The 19,831-nt window shown below is 49.8% G+C and carries 13 protein-coding genes; 3 read left to right on the top strand and 10 right to left on the bottom strand.

Annotated elements, in window-relative coordinates; all coding sequences use genetic code 11:
• Nucleotides 1-5: 5 nt before the first annotated feature.
• The 9 genes from ACYU8Y_RS20800 to ACYU8Y_RS20760 form a co-directional block, all read right to left on the bottom strand.
• Nucleotides 6-1,697 carry a fatty acid--CoA ligase gene (locus tag ACYU8Y_RS20800; RefSeq protein ID WP_460940013.1) on the bottom strand — a complete coding sequence of 564 codons (1,692 nt, stop codon included), beginning with the start codon at nt 1,695-1,697 and terminating at the stop codon, nt 6-8.
• A 173-nt stretch (nt 1,698-1,870) separates the two neighbouring features.
• Nucleotides 1,871-3,112 carry a NupC/NupG family nucleoside CNT transporter gene (locus tag ACYU8Y_RS20795; RefSeq protein WP_460940012.1) on the bottom strand — a complete coding sequence of 414 codons (1,242 nt, stop codon included), beginning with the start codon at nt 3,110-3,112 and terminating at the stop codon, nt 1,871-1,873.
• Nucleotides 3,113-3,298: 186 nt separating this feature from the next.
• The gene (gene ppk1, locus ACYU8Y_RS20790; RefSeq protein ID WP_460940011.1) at nt 3,299-5,665 is read right to left on the bottom strand and encodes a polyphosphate kinase 1; all 2,367 of its coding nucleotides are present in this window, start codon (nt 5,663-5,665) and stop codon (nt 3,299-3,301) included.
• Nucleotides 5,666-5,732: 67 nt separating this feature from the next.
• Nucleotides 5,733-7,733 carry a DNA topoisomerase (ATP-hydrolyzing) subunit B gene (gyrB, locus tag ACYU8Y_RS20785; protein ID WP_460940010.1) on the bottom strand — a complete coding sequence of 667 codons (2,001 nt, stop codon included), beginning with the start codon at nt 7,731-7,733 and terminating at the stop codon, nt 5,733-5,735.
• A 473-nt stretch (nt 7,734-8,206) separates the two neighbouring features.
• The gene (locus ACYU8Y_RS20780) at nt 8,207-8,611 is read right to left on the bottom strand and encodes a hypothetical protein (protein WP_460940009.1); all 405 of its coding nucleotides are present in this window, start codon (nt 8,609-8,611) and stop codon (nt 8,207-8,209) included.
• An 11-nt stretch (nt 8,612-8,622) separates the two neighbouring features.
• Nucleotides 8,623-9,834, bottom strand: a complete 1,212-nt coding sequence (locus ACYU8Y_RS20775) for an alanine dehydrogenase (RefSeq protein ID WP_460940008.1) — start codon at nt 9,832-9,834, stop codon at nt 8,623-8,625.
• Nucleotides 9,835-9,970: 136 nt separating this feature from the next.
• Nucleotides 9,971-10,393 (bottom strand): tRNA (adenosine(37)-N6)-threonylcarbamoyltransferase complex ATPase subunit type 1 TsaE, encoded by a 423-nt coding sequence (gene tsaE / locus ACYU8Y_RS20770; protein ID WP_460940007.1) that lies wholly within the window; start codon nt 10,391-10,393, stop codon nt 9,971-9,973.
• 331 nt (nt 10,394-10,724) lie between these two features.
• Entirely contained in the window at nt 10,725-12,482 is a 1,758-nt protein-coding gene (locus ACYU8Y_RS20765; RefSeq protein ID WP_460940006.1) for a phospho-sugar mutase, read from the bottom strand.
• 272 nt (nt 12,483-12,754) lie between these two features.
• A complete protein-coding gene (locus ACYU8Y_RS20760) occupies nt 12,755-14,050 on the bottom strand; it encodes a DUF4249 domain-containing protein (RefSeq protein ID WP_460940004.1) in 1,296 nt (431 codons plus the stop codon).
• Nucleotides 14,051-14,673: 623 nt separating this feature from the next.
• Here ACYU8Y_RS20760 and ACYU8Y_RS20755 point away from each other — a divergent pair.
• The 3 genes from ACYU8Y_RS20755 (at nt 14,674) to ACYU8Y_RS20745 (ending at nt 16,762) form a co-directional block, all read left to right on the top strand.
• On the top strand, nt 14,674-15,126 hold the full coding sequence (locus tag ACYU8Y_RS20755; protein WP_460940002.1) for a response regulator: 453 nt from the start codon (nt 14,674-14,676) through the stop codon (nt 15,124-15,126).
• Between the two features lie 77 nt (nt 15,127-15,203).
• Entirely contained in the window at nt 15,204-16,283 is a 1,080-nt protein-coding gene (gene dinB / locus ACYU8Y_RS20750) for a DNA polymerase IV (protein WP_460940000.1), read from the top strand.
• Between the two features lie 332 nt (nt 16,284-16,615).
• Nucleotides 16,616-16,762, top strand: coding sequence for a hypothetical protein (locus tag ACYU8Y_RS20745; protein WP_460939998.1), 147 nt, complete (start codon nt 16,616-16,618; stop codon nt 16,760-16,762).
• Nucleotides 16,763-16,911: 149 nt separating this feature from the next.
• Here ACYU8Y_RS20745 and ACYU8Y_RS20740 read toward each other — a convergent pair whose 3' ends face one another.
• Nucleotides 16,912-19,824 (bottom strand): PQQ-dependent sugar dehydrogenase, encoded by a 2,913-nt coding sequence (locus ACYU8Y_RS20740; protein ID WP_460939997.1) that lies wholly within the window; start codon nt 19,822-19,824, stop codon nt 16,912-16,914.
• Between the last annotated feature and the right edge of the window lie 7 nt (nt 19,825-19,831).

The raw sequence follows: 19,831 nt of genomic DNA, 5'->3' as shown, positions 1-19,831 counted from the left end.
GTGTCTTAGGCAGCAAGAATCAATTCTTTCATTTCGCTTCGAATCTTCTTCTTATCAATCTTACCGACGCTTGTCTTCGGAATTTCTGATACAAACAAAATTCGGTCGGGCACATACCATTTGTGTAGCTCCCCCCGCTCTACTTTGGCTTGTAACTCTGCTTTTATACCGGCAGCAGTTAATGTGTAACCCGGTTTTTGGATAATGAGCGCATGAGGGCGCTCGCCCCAACGATCATCGGGCAGCCCAACAACGGCTGATTCGGCCACACCCTCAACCTGCGACAAAACATCTTCCATATCCAGAGAGGATACCCATTCGCCCCCCGTTTTGATAACGTCTTTGGTCCGGTCAGAAATAATGACCCAATAGTCCGCAGTAATACTGGCAACATCACCTGTATGCAGCCAGCCACCTTTCCAGAGGTCAGTGCCCCGCTCAGGATCCTCATAATACCCTTGGGTAAGCCAGGGACCGCGCGCGACGATTTCGCCAAGGGAATGGCCATCGTGAGGAACAAAGTTTCCATTGTCGTCCATAAGACGCATCTCAATAAAAGGCGAAATACGTCCGGCCCGTGTTCGAAGTTCAATTTGCTCATCAGCCGATAGCCCTTTCTCCTCCTCATTCAGGTAGCCGATCGCCATTACTGGAGCCGTTTCTGACATCCCGTAACCGGACATAACCGTAATTCCCAGATTTGTTGCAGCAATTGCCAACCCTCTCGTCAGCGCAGAGCCGCCAATCAACACTTTCCAGCGGCTAAGATTATCGCGGAATTTTAGTGCCGCCGGACTGTTGACAAGCATATTGAGGATCGTTGGTACACAGTGGGATAAGGTAACCCCTTCCGTAATGAGGAGTTTAAGCAGTAGTTCGGGATCATAGCGGCCCGGATACACCTGCTTGGCCGACATCATAGTTGCCAAAAAAGGAAACCCCCACGCATGCACATGGAACATCGGTGTTATGGGCATGTATACGTCTGTAGAACCCTTGAACGGCATAGCCTCGTAGCCGATAATATAGGTCAGTAAACCCATGGTATGCATGAACAATTGCCGATGGGAGAAGTAAACCCCTTTTGGATTTCCGGTTGTACCCGTTGTGTAGAACGAAGTAGCCCAGGTATTTTCGTCAAAATCCGGAAACTCGTACTGGTCCGAAGCGCCTTTTAGCAAGGCCTCATACTCACCCGAGAAACCGGCCGGTATTTCCTTTAGCGATGTTGTTTCAGTCTTGTTGACATAAACGTTGTCACTCAGGACAACGAATGTTTCAACCGTTGTCAACTGATCTTTTATAGCCGCTAAGATTGGCAGAAAATCCTCGTGAATCAGCACAATCTTATCCTTGGCATGATTCATCGTGTATAAAATCTGTGCAGGCGACAACCGAACGTTGACTGTGTGGAGAATAGCGCCGAGACTGGTAACACCAAAGAAACATTCAAGGTATCGATGGCTGTCCCAATCAAATACCGCAACCATATCGCCTGCTTGAATGCCCAGATCTATCAGCACGTTTGCCAGTTGCCGGACCCGCTGGTTAAACTGGATATAGTTTATCCGAAACAAGTCCCGATAAACGATTTCGCGCTGAGGCTCATACTTGAGCGACTGCGCCAGCATCGTTTTAATCAGCATGGGTGGTTCGTGTGCTTCGGCAGTACGCGGGATTAATTTTGTCTGAATCATAGGTAGTTAACGGTATTTGCGCAAAAACAGATAAATCGAAGGTATTATTGAATAATGGAAAGAAAAAATAGCCCGGCATAAAATAAGCCCGATCACCAAGTGTAGGATGATCGGGCTTATTTTATGGTAATTCTATTCGTATGGCTACCAGCCGTTTGTCACGGTAGCCGGGGTTACAGGAGCAGACCGGCAATCGTCGCTGACATGTAACTGGCCAGCGTTCCGCAAATGAGCGCCTTGAAGCCGATTCGGGCCAGATCGCTGCGCCGTTTGGGGGCCAGCTCGCCAATCCCACCTACCTGAATGGCAATGGAGCTAAAATTGGCAAAGCCGCACAACGCAAAGCTGACAATAGCGATGGTTTTAGGGTCGAGCGTGTTCTTGATTTTTACCAGGTCCAGATAAGCCACAAACTCGTTGACCACCATTTTGGTCCCCATCAGCGCACCGGCAGCTTCAATATCTTTACCCGGTACGCCCATTGCCCATGCAAAAAGCGAAAAGAGTTTACCCAGGAGATAGTTGATGCTTAGGTAGTCGATGCTGAAAACATAATAGCCCAGCCGGAACATAATACTGTCGATCAGGGCAATAAGCGCGATAAAACCAATAAGCATGGCAATGACATTAAAGCCTACTTTAAGCCCTTCGCTGGCACCAGCCGCAATGGCATCGAGCAAATTGGCGTATATTTTCTTGATCTCGACTTTAACCGTTCCCTGCGTTTCTGAAACCTGCGTTTCGGGCATGACAATTTTACTGATGACCAGGGCACCCGGTGCCGCCATGATGCTGGCCGCTAACAAATACGGGGCCGGAACACCAAGTGAGATATATACCGCCAGAACACCACCTGCAATACAGGCAAACGAGCCGGTCATACTGGCCAGCAATTCAGAGTTCGTCATGCCGTTCAGGTAGGGCTTAATCATAATCTGCGCTTCAACCTGACCCACAAACGTACTGGCTACATTGGACAGAGCTTCAGCACCGCTTACGCCCATGAGCCACTTCATCGCCTTCGCCATTACAGCAACGACCCGTTGCATAATACCCAAATGGTAGAAGATATTGACCAGTACGGCCACAAAAATGATGGTTGGAATAACTTTGAAGAAGAAAATGAAGCTGTTCTGCGGGCCAAAAGCCTTTGAGAGTTCATCAGGCCGTACCAGGGATGAAAACACAAATTCAGCGCCTTTATTAGCTTTTTGTAAAAGCCGGTCAACGTAGTAGCCAAGTCCCTGAAAAATATTGCGTCCGATATCCGTTTTCAGGACGAAAACGGCTAAACTGAATTGAAGAAGAAGCCCAACACCGACTGTACGATAATTGATTGCTTTCCGGTTATCAGAAAGGGCATAAGCAATGCCCAGAATTAAAACAATGCCTATGAGGCCAGTAAAACGCTCCATTCAGTGAAGATACAATTGCAGTTACGTTGGCGAATATACAAAAAGAAGGGATGCCAGGTGCCTCTGAAAAAGGACCCCAAACGAAAACCGTCTGATCCAGCGAAGAATATTCGCTAAATCAGACGGTTAAGTTGTCAATTAGTATGCATCCGACGGCGTCAAAGCGTAACTGTCGACAGCCGTCTACTAAATGTTTGCAATGGCCCGTTCGGCACCCTCCTGGTATTCTTCCTCAATCTGGGCCACATCGGCTGGTTTGATCTCGGGATCAAACAGTCGGGCTTCCATCGCTTCTTTTTCCGTTACTTCAAAGAAGCGCTGATGCATGTTGAACGGCTCGGCACCTTCGGGTACTTCGCATTTCTTGAAATCACCGTCTTCCTTCAACTCGTACGCATTGACATTGTCGCGCAGGTTATCTTTCAAAATAAGGATAGCCTGCTGCTTTACCCGTTTATCGGCCAAAATGAACAACGACTCAATACGTCGATCAAAACTACGTACCATCACATCGGCGCTACCGCCATATACTTTTGGATCGCCGTTGTTATGGAAATAGTAGATGCGCGTGTGCTCAAGGAAATCACCGACAATAGAACGAACCGTAATGTTCTCACTTAAACCGTCCCGGTGAGGACGCAGGCAACAGATGCTGCGGACGATCAGCCGGATGGGGACACCCGCCTGCGACGCCTTGTACAACTCGTCGATAACCTGCTTGTCTTCCAGGGAGTTGACCTTGATGCAAATGCCGCTCAGTAAACCGCGCTGGGCGTTATCCGCTTCAACCCGGATTAGTCGAAGCAACTGTTCACGCATGTCACGTGGGGCCGTTATCAGGTATTGATATTGATTGGGAACCGAATGACCAGTGATTACATTGAAAAACTCCGAAATGTCATGCGTGTACGTCTCGTTGGTTGTCAGCAGGCCAATATCCGTGTATAGTTTCGACGTGTCTTCATTGTAGTTACCCGTAGCCATGTGGGCATAGCGCACCACGCGGCTCCCTTCATTGCGAACAACCAGCAACAGCTTGGTATGGGTTTTGAACCGGCTAATGCCGTAGATAACGAAGCACCCTGCTTTCTGTAATCGCTGGGCTTCCCGAATGTTATTCTCCTCATCAAAACGGGCCTTCACCTCAAACAGAACCGATACGTGCTTGCCGTTTTCGGCCGCTTTCAACAGAGCCTCCGTAATGCGGGACCGTTTGGCCAGCCGGTAAACGGTAATTTTGATGGCCAGCACATTCGGATCTTCAGCCGATTGTTCCAGCAGTTGCAGCACCGGTTCAAAATTGTTGTAGGGATGGTGCAGTAACAGATCACGCTGTTTGATCAACTCAAAGATGTCTTCGGTCTTATCGCGTCCTACTCCCAGCGGAGGTACGGGTGCATGCGGAACGGGCATGCCATCCTTAAATTCCGGGTTGCCAATGATCTGCCACAAAGACGAAAAGTCGAGCAGGGTATGGGATTCGAAAATGTTTAAGTCATCAATTTCCCACCGCTTCTTGAGCAGATTCAGCATCCAGGGCGAACCTACCGACGACTGGCTGTCGGCTCCACTGCCTTTGGTTTCAATTTCAACCCGTGTTACGCGACCCAGACGCCGATTTTTGATCTTCTGCCGAACTTCATCAATGAAATCGACCTCATCGTCGTCATTCTCATCAAGTGTAAAGTCACCATTCCGCGTGATGCGGAACAGGTTGACCGATTGAATTTCGACGTTTCTATACAGCTTTTTAATGTTCTGCCGAACGATTTCTTCAATGGGTATGAAAACGATGGTGTCTTCGCGCTCGAACGAAATAAATCTAGGCAGGTTAGCCGGAATCTGGACAAAGGATAAACGCTGGCGGTCATCCTCATCTTCGGCCCGCAGGCTTTTTACTTCTGCTTCGTCAGGATTTTGGGTAACCACACCAAAAATGAGAACCTTAGCCAACAGGACCGGGAAGGTATGCGTGTAGTCATACAACATGGGGGTCAACGTTGGGTAGATGGCCCGATCGAAGTAGTTCGTCGCTTCTTCCTGCTCTTCAGGTGCCATGCTGGCGTAGGTAACGAGTTGCAGTCCGTTTTCGGCAAAAAGGGGAAGTAGTTGCTCGGAAAAAACAGCCTGTTGCTCCTGAAAAAACTGATGCGCCGTTGTGTATAAAGCTTTCCGGAAGGGTACTTCGCGCAATCCTGAATAGTCGACCCGTTGCTTATGATAGTCGAGGTAGTTATACAAACTCCCCACACGAATCATAAAGAACTCGTCAAGGTTTGACGCCGAGATGGCCAGGAACTTGAGTCGTTCCATGAGCGTGCGGTTCTTCAGCGGAGACTGCACTGTGCGCGCCTGATCCAGTACACGCTCATTAAATTTAAGCCAGCTCAAGTCACGGCTTAAATAGTCGCTCTGGTCAATGACGTTGATAACTTTTTCGCTAACCTTCGCCAGCTTATCTGTTCCCTGGGCAGGCGCATTGGCCGGCCGGTTCGTAAAACGGGAAACCAGGTTACCCAATATGGTGCGGTTTGAGTTGAGGGAATAACGCATACTCGTTTGAAAGGTTGAAGTACAACAAAAAAGCGGACTAAAAAGCCCGCTTTATGTTATTTTTCGGTTAAACATCCACTCGGGCGTATTTTGCATTTCGTTCAATAAATTCACGCCTTGGGGCCACTTCATCGCCCATTAGGGTTGAGAAGACGTGATCCGCATCGGCCGCCGACTCAACCGTGACGACTTTCAGGGTTCGGCTGTCGGGGTTCATGGTGGTACTCCAGAGTTGTTCGGCGTTCATTTCGCCCAGACCTTTGTAGCGCTGAACCCCTACGCTCTCTTCCTTACCGCCACCGGCCAACTCTTTCACCGCAGCTTCGCGCTGTGCTTCTGTCCAGCAATAGCGTTCCTCTTTCCCTTTTTTGATGAGGTAAAGCGGAGGTTGCGCAATGTAAATGTATCCGTTGTCGATCAGCGCTTTCATATTGCGATAAAAGAGCGTTAGAATCAGCGTACGGATGTGACTGCCATCCACGTCGGCATCGGTCATGATGATGATTTTGTGATACCGGAGTTTATCCAGGTTCATTATGGTCTCATCATCTTTCTTTTCAAGGCGTACACCGAGGGCAGTCCAGATATTCTTGATCTCTTCGTTTTCGTAGATCCGGTGCTCCATAGCTTTCTCCACGTTCAGGATCTTACCACGAAGGGGAAGAATGGCCTGAAACGCCCGATTGCGCCCCTGCTTGGCCGTTCCGCCCGCCGAGTCACCCTCAACCAGATACAGTTCACATTTTTCAGGATCGGTATCGGAGCAGTCGGCAAGTTTGCCGGGAAGACCCATGCCGCCCATGAAGTCCTTGCGCTCAGTCATGATGCGCTTGTAGGCCAGATCGGCCGCGATGCGCGCCTGGGCTGAGACCAGGACTTTCTTGACGATCCCCTGGGCTGTTTTAGGATTTTCCTCCAGCCAGGTTTCCAGCATATCAGCCATGGCCTGGCTCACTGCGCTCACCACTTCCTGGTTACCCAGTTTCGTTTTGGTTTGGCCTTCAAACTGCGGTTCGCCGACTTTTACCGAAATTACGGCGGTGAGACCTTTGCGAAAATCCTCCCCACTGAAGGCTACCTTACCCGAGTTTTTAGGCAATACTCCCGGATTCTTATCGGCGTAGTTTTTCAAAACACGGGTCAACGCAGAGCGAAAGCCCTGCACGTGCGTGCCTCCTTCGTGGGTATTGATGTTGTTGACGTAGGAAAGGACATTTTCACCAGCCTCATAGTTGTACACCAGAGCGACCTGAACGGGTGTCGATCCCTTAATATTTTCCATGTAGATGGGTTTCATGCCATCCAGAGAAGGCCGGGTTTGATCGAGGTATTCGACAAACTCCACCAGGCCACCTTCCGAAAAGAAATCGTCCTGACGCAAGGGCTGGCCGTTTTCGTCCAGTTCCCGTAAATCGTTCAGGAAAACGTGAATGCCTTTGTTCAGATAAGCTAACTCACGCAGACGTCCGGCAATGGTATCGTACTTGTAAACAGTATCGGTAAAGATGCTGCCGTCGGGCTTGAAGTGTGTGCGGGTGCCGGTGTCTTCAGCATCGCCGATGATCCGAACGTCATACAGCGGAATGCCGATTTTGTATTCCTGTTCAAAAATTTTGCCCTCACGGTGGACTTCCACGCGTAGGTCGGTTGACAGCGCGTTTACGCAGGAGACCCCAACGCCGTGCAGACCACCCGAGACTTTATAGGTATCTTTATCAAATTTACCGCCAGCGTGCAGCATGGTCATCGCCATCTGAAGGGCCGAAACGCCCATCTTGGAGTTGATGCCCGTCGGGATACCCCGGCCGTTATCCTGCACGGTAATCGAATTATCGGGATTGATCGTTACCGTAATCTTATCGCAGTAACCTGCCAACGCTTCATCGATGGAATTATCGACAACCTCCCAGATAAGGTGATGGAGACCACGTGTACCAACGTCGCCAATGTACATGGATGGACGTTTGCGTACGGCTTCCAGTCCTTCCAATACCTGGATATTATCGGCGCCATAGTTGCCTAACGCAGTTTCAATGGGGGCGTCTGCTTCAATAAGTTCGTTGGTCATATCAGAATGGGAGCGTGTCAGAATTATGTTGTTTCTGGCCTAAAAAGGGCCTGATTGTATGGGTCTAACAGATTGTAAAAATACAAATTTTTTTGTTTTTTTCCTACCCGTATCCTATAAGATTAGCTGAATCTATAAAAAAATACTCAGCGCCATAATGTCGACAGTAGTTAAGGGCTCTGAGCTGGTTTTTATGCCCTTTTAAGTCTCTTTTTTGCCAAAAGCTCTATCATCTGTTCAGCCCAGAAATGGTGACCTTTAACGGGCTGTCGGTCGCTAAACCATTTCTGGAAAAAGTATCATTGCGATCGACAAATGGGAAAGATTCCTTACGGTACCTCAACGCTTCAGGCTGGCGTAGAAACGTAGCTAAATCAATCCTTTCATTGCGTGTCAGCAATAGAAAGTGGTTACTAAAACAAAAGCCGGATCAGTACGATCCGGCCTGGCAGGAAATTTCAGAAAAGACGGGGCTAATCTTCTGGATAAGGAATGTAAACAAAGCCCGCAAAATCGCCGTGAACAACAAACAGGCAGCAGTATTCATCAGGCTTTTTGTAGTTCTCTTTCCAGAGTTCGAGCGACTCGTTACTGATGAGTTCACGTTGAATAAACTCGTCGACGAACGATGCTTTATAGTTCCAGATATTTTCCAGCTCGTTGGCGGCAAGCAGAATCTGACCGATGGGCACATCACGACGTGACGCCACAAAAATGGGGAATTCTGAAAAGCCGCGTTTCCGGATTTGATAAGAAGCCTCCTTTAGCTGGTCGGCCACCTTCACGAAATCCGACGAGATAATGCCCATGAGTTCTTTGTTGACGTCGTAAGAGTTCGCGTCGTCGAGCAGGGTATTTTCGTTGCTATGGTTGATCATCAGAAGAAAGGTTAAAATCGGGCAGCCAGCAAGAGGTCCAGATCTTTAAACCGCATGTTGAACTTGCGGGCGATATAGGCGTTGGTGAGCGTTCCCTTATGACTATAAACACCTTTCATAAACCAACGGTTCGCATACATCATCTGTTCGATGCCGCCCGTGGTGCCCGTTTCGAGTAGAAAGGGGAGAAAAATATTACTCAGCGCCATGCTGGCCGTGTAGGCAACGCGCGCGGCTATGTTGGGTACGCAGTAATGAATGACACCCATGTGTTTGAAGGTAGGCTGCTTATGGGTTGTCATGCGGGAGGTTTCGAAATTGCCGCCCTGGTCAATCGACACGTCGATGATAACCGAATCGGGTTTCATTCGTCCAACCATTTCTTCGGTTACAACGACCGGGCTGAAAGCATCGTCGGCCCGCATAGCACCAATCACGACATCGGCCCGCTGGATGGCTTCGGCCAGGGTATCGGAGTCGATAATGGAGGTGTAAATGTGATGCCCAACGGCATACTTGAGTCGCTGCAGTTTGTACAGATGCTTGTCGAATACTTTCACATCGGCACCCATGCCGATGGCCGTACGCGTAGCATATTCGGTAACCGTTCCGGCACCGAGCATCACTACTTTGGTGGGTGGCACCCCCGTTATGCCGCCGAGAATAATGCCCCGGCCATTGTCGGCATTGCTCAGGTATTCTCCGGCGATAAGCATCACGGTACTGCCCGCAATTTCACTCATCGAACGGATTACGGGTAAGTTACCGCCCTGATCTTCAATATATTCGTAACCAAACGAGGTTAGGTTCTTGCTATTGATTTTCTCGAAATAAGCCCGGTCATGAGTCGGTAAGTTTACGGCTGAAATAACCGTACTGCCCGATTGAACATGCTCAAACTCGGCATCGACCAGGGGCTCGACTTTAAGAATCAGGTTTGCTTCGTAGACTTCTTTGGGTGAACGGGCGATCTGAGCACCGGCTTCGCTGTATTCGGTATCTGAGAAGTTAGCTTTCTCCCCCGCGCCCTGTTCAACGATCACGTTATGCCCGTTTCGCACCAGAATTGCCACGGCTTCGGGGGTTAAGGCGATTCGGTTTTCCTGAAGCGATACTTCTTTAGGCAGACCAATGAGCAGGCTGTTCCGATTGGTCTTCACGGCCAGCGGAGATTCTTTCGGGTATAAGGCCGTTTGTTTGGCCAATTCCTCAAATCCAGTCACTTTATAAGCGTTTGTAGTTTTAGGGTACTCGGTTTTTCGTTTACGGCATTCAGTGTTAAACTACTCGTTGCGATGGGCTATGTAGAACCCAACGGCGCTAGCATGAACAGAATACCGCAAATCGCTTGGCAATAACCTATTCAACCAATTTTGATTCGATTAGTCTACGGCCATCTGATTTTGCCGAAATGTGAACCTGGTAATAAGTGGCAGGCCATAGCGATGTGATGCGCTCGGGCCACTCGATGAAGCAATAATTACCCGAATCCATGTACTCTTCCAGTCCAATGTCCAAGGCTTCGGCTTCATTTCGGAGCCGGTAACAATCGAAGTGATAAACCGAATGGCCCTCATGCGTCGTGTACTCATTGACGATCGAAAAGGTTGGACTTTGCACCAGACTAACAACCCCCAACGTTCGGCAGATTGCCTTGATCAGCGTTGTTTTACCCGCGCCCATATCGCCTTCAAATAGCCAGACCGATTGCTCTCTGCCATTGGCCAGTAGTTGGCGGGCAAGGGTATCCAGTTCATCCAGATGGTCAAGGTGCAGCATCATAGGCGGTTCAACTATAAACCGCAAAGATATGATTTTAGATTGTCCATTTTCGCTGCCTGGGATAACTTGACTCCCGATTTGTTAGCCCACTGACTTTATTGAGTGCGCTTTCTGAGGCCGGGAGCGGAAAGGTACAATGATGACAGCAGTGTTTTCTATGATTACAGGCATTAATGAAACGAGGCCCAGAGGTCGTGTCGGGTGTGTTCCAGCATGCGATCAATGGCCATAAATGACCCATAATGAAAAAGATCCGCTGATTATGATCAACGGATCTTTTCGCAATGTAAACGTAAATGGGGTACCCAGGAATGCCGATTTCGAGCAATTATTAGGTTAATTGCAACTCGTCGATAACGCGTTGTACTTTGGCTTTCAGTTGAGCGTACGTATCGTCGAAGGCTTCTTTGCTGGCGAGTGGCTCGACTACGCTGACGTAGAACTTAATCTTGGGTTCCGTTCCCGATGGGCGAGCCGACACCTTGGTGCCGTCTTCCGTGAAGAACTGCAATACGTTTGACGACTCAATACCCATCTTGCCCGCTTCGATGGCCGATGTCTGTCCACTTTGTGGATCCAGCCGTGTGAGGGCTTTGTAATCGTCCACCCGAACCACCGTCGATCCGGCAATTGATTTGGGCGGATTGGCCCGGAAACCGGCCATCATCTGTTGAATGGCCTCGGCGCCTTCCCGGCCCTTTTTTGTCAGCGATACCAATGCTTCATAGTAAAAGCCATTTTCCTGATACATCGCCATCAGCATGTCGAACAGGCTCTTGCCCTGATCTTTGGCATAAGCAGTTAGCTCGGCAATAATAGCGCAGGACGCGATGGCATCTTTGTCGCGCACGAAATCGCCGATTAGATAGCCGTAGCTTTCTTCGCCCCCGCCGATAAACTGTTCTTTCCCTTCCAGCTCCCGGATTACCTCGGCAATGTATTTGAAACCGGTTAGTGTATTGTAGCAGTTTACTCCGTACCGGGCGCACATCTTGTCGATGAGGTCGGTGGTGACGATGGTCTTGGCTACAAATTCCTTACCAGTCAGTTTGCCCGCATCTTTCCAGGCATTGAGCAGGTAATAAATAATCAGGCTGGCCATCTGGTTGCCGTTGAGCAACTCAAATTCACCATGATGATTGCGGGCCCCAGCCCCAACACGGTCGGCGTCGGGATCGGTGGCCATAATCAAGTCGGCGTTTAGTTTGTTGGCCAGATCAAGGGCCAGTTGCATGGCTGCCCGTTCTTCAGGATTCGGCGATTTTACCGTCGGGAAGTTACCATCCGGCGTAGCCTGCTCTTCCACAATGTGAACATTGTTGAAACCCAGCGCGTCGAGTACACGGGGTACCAGGGTAATTCCTGTTCCGTGAATAGGTGTGTAAACGATATTCAGGTTGGCCTGCCGCTTGATGACATCCGGGTTAACAGCATTCGATTTAACCCGCTCCACATAGGGCGCATCGATTTCTTCGTCAATCAGGTGGATCTTCTCCGGCACACCCTCAAACTTGATATCATCGACGGAGGTGATCTTGTTCACCTCCGCAATGATGCCTTTGTCGTGGGGGGCTACTACCTGACCGCCGTCATTCCAGTACACTTTGTACCCATTGTATTCGGGCGGGTTGTGCGAGGCCGTAACGACAATGCCGCTTTGGCAGCCCAATTGGCGGATAGCAAAGGAGAGTTCGGGCGTGGGGCGCAGGCTGCTGAACAAGTATACTTTGATGCCGTTTGCCGAAAAAATATCGGCCACCAAACGAGCGAACTCCGGACTCATCCGACGGCTATCGTGCGCAATGGCGACACTGATGTCTTCGCCGGGAAAGGCCGCATTGATGTAATTGGACAGCCCCTGTGTAGCGGCTCCCACCGTGTAGCGGTTCATGCGATTCGAACCTACGCCCAAAACGCCCCGCAGGCCGCCGGTGCCAAATTCAAGGTCCCGGTAGAACGAGTCAGTTAGCTCAGCGATATTGCCGGAGTCGATCAGGTGCTGAATGGCTTCTTTGGAATTAGCGTCGTAATTGCCACTAAGCCACTGGTCAACGCGTTGCTGAGTAGAGGAATCAAGGGTTACTTCCATTGGTCAAGAGTAATAATTTTGAGTTAGTTTAAACGCTAACTTGGTTAGCATACGGGTTATTAAGTGAACGGAATGAGTTGGCAATAGATAAAAATAGTTTTCTTTTTCACTCGGTTGTAACAGATCAACGCTGTTCTAAATAGCCTTGATGACTCCTATACGATTCGTTCGTTAATTCGCCAAAATTACAATTCCACCTTCGCCAACCAAACCTGCACGATAGAATCAGGACTGGTTTTTACGAAATCGATATTCAGCGGTCCTGAGATCAGTCAATCCTGCCAGCCATCCGGCTTAAACGGCGTTCGGTTATCGCTGGAAACACAAATGGCCGTTACGGGTCGGGGAGGGCCACCCCACAGCTGAACATAAGGGACTGCGAGTTCAGGATTGGGTTGTCGTAGCGTGAGCGAATAAAACAGTTCCGAGCCGGGCAACGTAGAGCGCCCGGTTGGGTCTGTCTGGCCAAAAGGAAGGCCAATGACATCTTTCCGATCCAGCCAGTACCGCACAGCCGATACCGCCGAAGCGGTGAAATAACCCACAATGGCCTCCCGCTGATTGCCGGTATTCTGAATGTTGCCAACGGGAGCGGATGGGAGCGGATCGGCCAGCCCCTGGGTGTTCTGGGTCTGGTTCTGAAATCGGTTGAAATAGGTATAGGCCGACGAAGGTAAAGACAACTGTCTGATTTCGACCAGCGCGGCCGTGCTGTCGTAGTAGGGAACCTGGGCTATTTTTCGTCCTGAAATCTGCCTGCCGTTGCTGTACTGATCGTCGAAGGTATTGAGTGACGAACTGTAGATGATTTCCCAGCATTGCGTACGACAGGGGTAATCATACACAAACAAGCCGGTATAAAACGGGGGCTGACCAGCCTCGGCGTAGTTTGTGGGCACGAAACAGCTTTCGTAAGGGTCATTGCTGGAAACATAATACGACCTGTCTTTATAGACATGGGGCAGGATCGCATTGATCGCATAAACGCCCTGATGACAACTTTGGCACCACTTCTGTTTTTCGAAGAGTTTCCATTCCCAGCGGTAGTAGTTGTGCTGATTTGCCGGGTCTGTCCAATCGATCGATACATCATGCCCGCTTCGATAGCCACCTGTCAGTTGCTGTTCAACGGGTAGGCTGGTGGCGTTGAACTTAGCCGATACGCGGCCGATGGTCGGTACCGGCTGCATAATTTGCTGCGTTGACACATAGTGCGTTCCGTCACTCAGCGTGAATTGTAACTGATAGGCATGGCCGACTAGTCCCTTAAAATCGCTGGGTAGTTGATAACTGCCGGCCACCGTTTCATGGCAGGCGATGCGCTGAACAGAATCAACAAGAACGTTAACAGATGCATTGGTAATCGGTACGGCGCCAAAGCGGCCGCTCAGGGGGTCTGATTTTGATCGGTTAAGTCGAATAATCTGGGGCTCGGGTAGGTTGGTGATGGTGCCATCAACAACCAGAATATCCACTGTCTGAATAGTTGTTAACGCAAGAGGATCTATACAAGCTGTGAGCAGGGAAGCCAGTAGCAAGCTGATCAAAGCAAAAACTAAAAAGCGCATATCAATTAAAAAAAGGTAATTTAATTAGAAATAGTTGATAAATATCAAGCTGGTGTCGACCCTGAGTAGAATTTCTTGATAAATCACAATTCATTCAGCACTGTCCAGAATGTCAAAAATAGAAGCTCAATTACTCCTTCCGGCGGATAACGAGTGGGAACGACGGTCGGTTTAAATGGTTTATCCAGATTATTAACCAACTACGTTTGTAGAGAGCAAGGTGTCCACTTTACCGGATTACGTATTAAGTTACTGTATTCGCCTAAAACAAAAGGGTTAATTGCCCGTTTCTGGTGAGTATGCTACGAGATAAGCTTTATTGACTGCTTTGTAAACTAAAGCGAGATTTGATCAACAGTAATTTTTTGCTGTCGTGCATCCTTATTGGTTTGCAGATCGTTTATCTGGTAGTTAGAGTACAACTGGTTAAGTAGGTATTGGGTTGTTCCAGCAGGGCATTCGGCCATATACTGTACCTTATCTACTCTAAGTGGCTTCATCGTTCGTGTGAATGGAAACGAGCCTTTGCACCCGTTGGCAAGCAGAAAGACGTAGACAGACCAGGCAGCAGGTTCGCTTTAGGAAGCGTTCCGGTTCTTGTTATCATACAACATTTAGTACTAATGCCGAATCAATTCCTTGTCTTGTTAGTAGACGATGATCAATCGCTGATGAATGTACTGGTACAGGCAGCGAAGAGTAGTTTTCCCGAAGCCTCGTTCAAGCAGGTTAATCGTTTCGACGAAGCCAAAAAGTATATTGACGAACTCGATGGAAAAATTCCCAAACTTGTGTTACTGGACGTAGATTTACAGGATCGTGTTGATGGTCTGGATTTCCTGGCGCTGATTCGGGTGCATCCCAAAGGGCGTGCGTTGCCGGTTATTATGCTGTCTGCCCATCATACACCGCAACTGGTTGAACGGGCGTACAGTTTTGGCGCATCCTCATTTACGGTCAAGCCTTTTACACTGGATGACTGGAAGCGTTATTTGCTCCGGTTGCGCATGTATTGGTACGAGACGGTTACCCTGCCCGATGTTCGGTACTACAAAAGTGACACTACTGACCAGTGAGTTGCTGGCTGGTAGTAGGGTGAAGATAAACGTCTGTTCATCAGCACGCTACCCTATTTGAATAAAGAGCCTTGGGCGTGGAGCAGCCAGCTACCAGAAAAATAATTCATATTGATATGGATGCGTTCTATGCATCCGTAGAGCAGCGGGATAATCCCGAACTTCGAAATCGGCCGCTGGCGGTTGGTGGTTCCCGCGAACGGGGCGTGGTGGCTGCGGCCAGTTACGAGGCCCGCCAATTCGGTGTCCGATCAGCTATGGCATCGTCCATTGCCCTACGAAAATGTCCTGATTTACTTTTTGTAAAGCCACGCTTCGATGTTTACAAGGCTGTTTCTAATCAGATAAGAGGCATTTTCGCTCAATTTACCGATCTTATCGAACCCCTCTCTCTGGATGAGGCTTATCTGGACGTAACCGACCATCTGCCCGCCAACACCTCAGCTACGCAAATTGCCTTATCAATAAAAAAGCAAATTAAAGAAGAGACCCAGTTAACCGCTTCAGCGGGCGTATCTTACAATAAATTTCTGGCCAAACTAGCCTCCGATTACCGTAAGCCAGATGGCCTTTACGTCATCAAACCGCACCAGGGTCTTGCCTTTGTTGAAGGGTTGAACGTCGGGCAGTTTCATGGAATAGGTAGCGTAACAGCCAGCAAAATGAACAAGCTGGGCATTTTTACCGGGCTGGACCTGCGCCAGCAAACGGAAACGTTTCTGGTGCGGCACTTTGGTAAGGTTGGGCACCATTATTACAGCATTGCCCGAGCCATCGACCACCGACCCGTACTAGCCAACCGGGTTCGTAAATCCGTTGGGTCAGAAACTACGTTCGCCGAGGATTTGCTCGTGCCGTCAGACTTGATCGATGCGTTGCAGCCAATAATTGACAGCGTCTGGAGCTACTGTGAGCGGACGTCCAGCCGGGGGCGGACGATTACCCTGAAAGTAAAATATGCTGATTTTACGCAAATCACACGGAGTCGTACGTCACCGGGAATTATAACCCATAAAGCGCAGCTAGGACAGGTGGCTTTGGATCTGCTGGATACTCTATTTCCTCTGGCTAAAGGTATCCGGTTACTGGGAGTGTCTCTTTCTAATTTTCAACTCAACGATCGGCCTGCGAGCGGCCAATTATCCTTAGAGTTGTAAGCTGATACGTGTCATCTGCGTTTCGTGTTAAACAATAATGTTTCAGAATACTTATAATATATAAGTTGTGTTAATTATAGATATGCTATTTGGTGGTTACAGTAAATCTTATGTAAATACGAAACAAAAGGAGTAAACTCAACGAATGGCCAAGTTCGTTAGCCTTCCGAATGTAGGGACAAGGCGTTAGTTTGATAAATTGACTTAAAATATAGGCGATAAGGACAAACCAGAGCCTGCTAAGTATTTGCCGTCTATACAAAATACGCTTTGTTGGTATTGCCTACCGTTTACCTTTAGCCAATCTATTCCGTACCTAATTGGTTTTCGTGATGCGTAAACCTTTACTGATAACGGTGCTGGTAGCTGCGCTCCTGACACCTGTCTGTTTAATGGGCTACCTTAGCTCGTTTATTATGGCCCCTATATGCCTGAGTGTGCTTTTGTACCTCATGGTGAAGGATGCCCAGAAAAAATAGGACCACTCAATAGTAGTAAGCCCCATCCAAATCGTGGCCTGGGAAAACAATCCTATTATTTACCGGCGGATCGTAACGAAACAAAAAATGGATTGGCCGTTATGAACCTATCGTTCATAACGGCCAATCCATTTTTTGTTTCGTTACACTTATTTTTCCCGATTCAGAAACTTGATGCTTGATAGCGATAGCAAAGGCTGAATGGATTTAGCCTGGTCGTTTTTGAAGACGAAATACACATCATGGACTCCTTCTGCATTCCTCAGCGTCAGGTAGACGGGTGGCCGGGCAAATGGGTTAAAGCTGGGTTTTGCTGCTGCTCCTGCACCACCCGCTGGCGAACTACCGGGCGTGGATGCTGGACTGCCGGTGCCACCGGCTGGCGGTTTCGGCCCAGCCTCCATCTGGGCCATAAGTTTTTCCATATCTACTTCAGGTGCTAATTCAAGGGTGGTTTCGCCAATTACGGGCCCGTTTGGCGCATTCAGGTGAACTTCAATTGTGCCACCGGCACTCCCTTCCCGCCGTTGTGCAGAAGCTGCCAGTTCAAGCTGCTTAATGCCCGTAAGGTCCAGTTGCCGGAATCCAATGTAACTGTTGGCATAGGGAATCACATTCTCGCCTTTACCCATACCTCTTGCCTTAACCTCGGCCCCGTGAATCACCGGAGCTGACGATGCATCGAGTTGCGGACTACGAAGGATGACTAATGTTTCGCTGGTTTGGGCCGGAACGGGCTTCGCTGTTTTCAAGATGCCGCCCCGGTCGGTATAGGCCGCCCGAATCAGCACCGAGCCATTGCCTTTATCGCCTTCCGGAAGTTTTAGGGTATACGTGCCCTGCATGGGTAAGCTGCTGAGGGTTTTCTCATTAATGTGGAGAATGTAGTTCACCAGAATGCCGGCATCGGCTACGGACATAGCTGGATGACCCGGCATGGCTACATCGCCCCAAACGCCTACGCCACCCTGTCTGATTTTAGTCACCAGTCGCTCCGGAGCGCCCGCATCACCTTTGTACTTTGTGGCAACCGCCGTAAAGGCTGGTCCAACCGACTTGGTCGCAATCTGGTGACATACTTTACAGTCGCTTTGGTTGATCAACGCCTGGGCAACAGCGTATTGCGTGGAAGCATCGACGCTGCGTTGCCCCTGAGTAACTTCGGCATAATCGAACCCTTCGGATGCGTAATCGATGCTCATGGCAACACGGGCCGGACTTATTTTGCCGGTTGCCAGGCTACCATCTTCCTGATCCGATACGTTTACGGCGTATTGAATCGGCTGATCGGGGAAAAAGAACGTTCGGTTGCCGGTGAGGTTTACGCTGACGGCTGGGGCTTCGTTACCGGCAATAATCCGTACCGACTGGCTATTGGCGGCTCCGTGCGTGTCCGTAACGGTCAGCGTGGCGGTATAAACGCCTGATTTATCGAATGTGACTGCCGGGTTGGCAGTTGTGAAAACGCGCGGAGCTCCGCCTGGTGTGGTTACTTTCCACTGATAGCTGAGTGCATCGCCATCATTGTCTTTGCTGCCAGCCGCCGATAGCGTGAGTTTAAGCGGCACCGTACCGCCGGGTTTACTGGCCGAGGCCTGCACGATTGGCTTGCGGTTGCCGCTATTGTATTCGATCCGAACGAGTCGTGCATTATCACTTTTTCGGAACCAGTTGCTGCCGTATTCCAGCACGTACATATCGCCATCGGGGCCAAACTTCATGTCGATGGGTTCAACCGGGTGGTAGGTTGGCAACACGCGTTCCATGGATTTGTAATTGCCGTCGGCATCCATAGAAACAGCCATGATCCAGCCCCGCGAGAAGTCCGTAATCAACCACTTGCCTTCATAATAAGCAGGCCAGGGGCGTTTGGCGTTCTTGAAATCGGCCTGATGATAGACCGGCCCGCCCGTTGCCGACCGCGACCCTGTACCCACCAACGGAAACTCTTCCGAAACGGCGTACGGGTAATAAATAAACGACGGTGCCGTTGGGGGCAGGTTAGTCAGGCCAGTGTTGTTGGGGGAGGTGTTGACCGGATTTTTCGGGTCTTTCTTTTCCAGCGGTTTCTTGTTGGCATAGTCATACACCGGGAAAGCCTGGTTGTTTCCCACAAACCAGGGCCAGCCGAAGTTGCCCGGCTTGCGGGCCTGATTCATCTCATCGTAGCCACGCGGGCCAATGTCCGAATCTTTGGTTGCATCGGGACCGATTTCGCCCCAATACACATAACCCGTCTGGCTGTCGATCGAAATACGCCAGGGGTTACGATGCCCCATCGAGTAAATTTCGGGCCGTGTTTTGGCCGTTCCTTTCGGAAACAGGTTCCCTTCGGGAATGGTGTAGCTGCCGTCGGCTTCGGGGTGAATACGCAGGATTTTGCCGCGCAGGTCATTGGTATTGCCCGCATGGCCCTGATCGTCCCAGCTGCTGCGGTCGGGTCGTTCGTCGGTTTGTGCTGCCTGCTGGTTGCCGGTATTGTTGCCCACCGTCAGGTACAGGTTGCCGGTTCGGTCCCAGGTCATACCTCCGCCTGTATGGCAGCAAACTTCGCGTTGGGTAGGCACTTCCAGCATGACCTTCTGCGAGTTTTCGGCCAACTTCTCGTTGTGGTATTCCCAGCGGGTCAGTAGATGCTTTTTCTCAGTTGGATGGGCGTAATAAAGGTAAATCCAGTGATTCTGCGCAAAGTTGGGATCCAGTGTCAGGCCAATCAATCCTTCTTCCGCTTCCGAAACTTTTCCCTGTGCCGATGTATACTTGGTGTTGACCGGAATTGTCCCGACCAGGTCAACGGTTTTGGTGACGGGGTCGTATTTTTTCAGAGCGCCTTTGCGCTCGATGATGAACACCGTTCCGTCGGTCGTTACCTCGAAAACCATAGGCTCATCCAGATCTTCGGCAAGCACGACGGGTGTAAACCGGGTTTCGTCGGGTTTGGCGGGGCCGTCCTGCATCACAAAAGAAGCCAGGCCCATCAGCAAACAGCCGTGCAGCGAAAGGCTGACCAGGCTGCTCAACGGTGTTTTTCGTTTTCCGGCTGTCGTTATACGTTGATTCATACCGCGA

Source organism: Spirosoma humi (assembly GCF_054776575.1).
Note: the sequence above shows the minus strand (reverse complement) of the source record. Positions and strands in the feature narration are given on the sequence as shown.

What these genes read in the sequence shown, in the direction of transcription:
- ACYU8Y_RS20800 (WP_460940013.1), bottom strand. Translation starts at nt 1,697, where the DNA reads ATGATTCAGACAAAATTAATCCCGCGTACTGCCGAAGCACACGAACCA.
- ACYU8Y_RS20795 (WP_460940012.1), bottom strand. Translation starts at nt 3,112, where the DNA reads ATGGAGCGTTTTACTGGCCTCATAGGCATTGTTTTAATTCTGGGCATT.
- ppk1 (WP_460940011.1), bottom strand. Translation starts at nt 5,665, where the DNA reads ATGCGTTATTCCCTCAACTCAAACCGCACCATATTGGGTAACCTGGTT.
- gyrB (WP_460940010.1), bottom strand. Translation starts at nt 7,733, where the DNA reads ATGACCAACGAACTTATTGAAGCAGACGCCCCCATTGAAACTGCGTTA.
- ACYU8Y_RS20780 (WP_460940009.1), bottom strand. Translation starts at nt 8,611, where the DNA reads ATGATCAACCATAGCAACGAAAATACCCTGCTCGACGACGCGAACTCT.
- tsaE (WP_460940007.1), bottom strand. Translation starts at nt 10,393, where the DNA reads ATGATGCTGCACCTTGACCATCTGGATGAACTGGATACCCTTGCCCGC.
- ACYU8Y_RS20765 (WP_460940006.1), bottom strand. Translation starts at nt 12,482, where the DNA reads ATGGAAGTAACCCTTGATTCCTCTACTCAGCAACGCGTTGACCAGTGG.
- ACYU8Y_RS20760 (WP_460940004.1), bottom strand. Translation starts at nt 14,050, where the DNA reads ATGCGCTTTTTAGTTTTTGCTTTGATCAGCTTGCTACTGGCTTCCCTG.
- ACYU8Y_RS20755 (WP_460940002.1), top strand. Translation starts at nt 14,674, where the DNA reads ATGCCGAATCAATTCCTTGTCTTGTTAGTAGACGATGATCAATCGCTG.
- ACYU8Y_RS20745 (WP_460939998.1), top strand. Translation starts at nt 16,616, where the DNA reads ATGCGTAAACCTTTACTGATAACGGTGCTGGTAGCTGCGCTCCTGACA.
- ACYU8Y_RS20740 (WP_460939997.1), bottom strand. Translation starts at nt 19,824, where the DNA reads ATGAATCAACGTATAACGACAGCCGGAAAACGAAAAACACCGTTGAGC.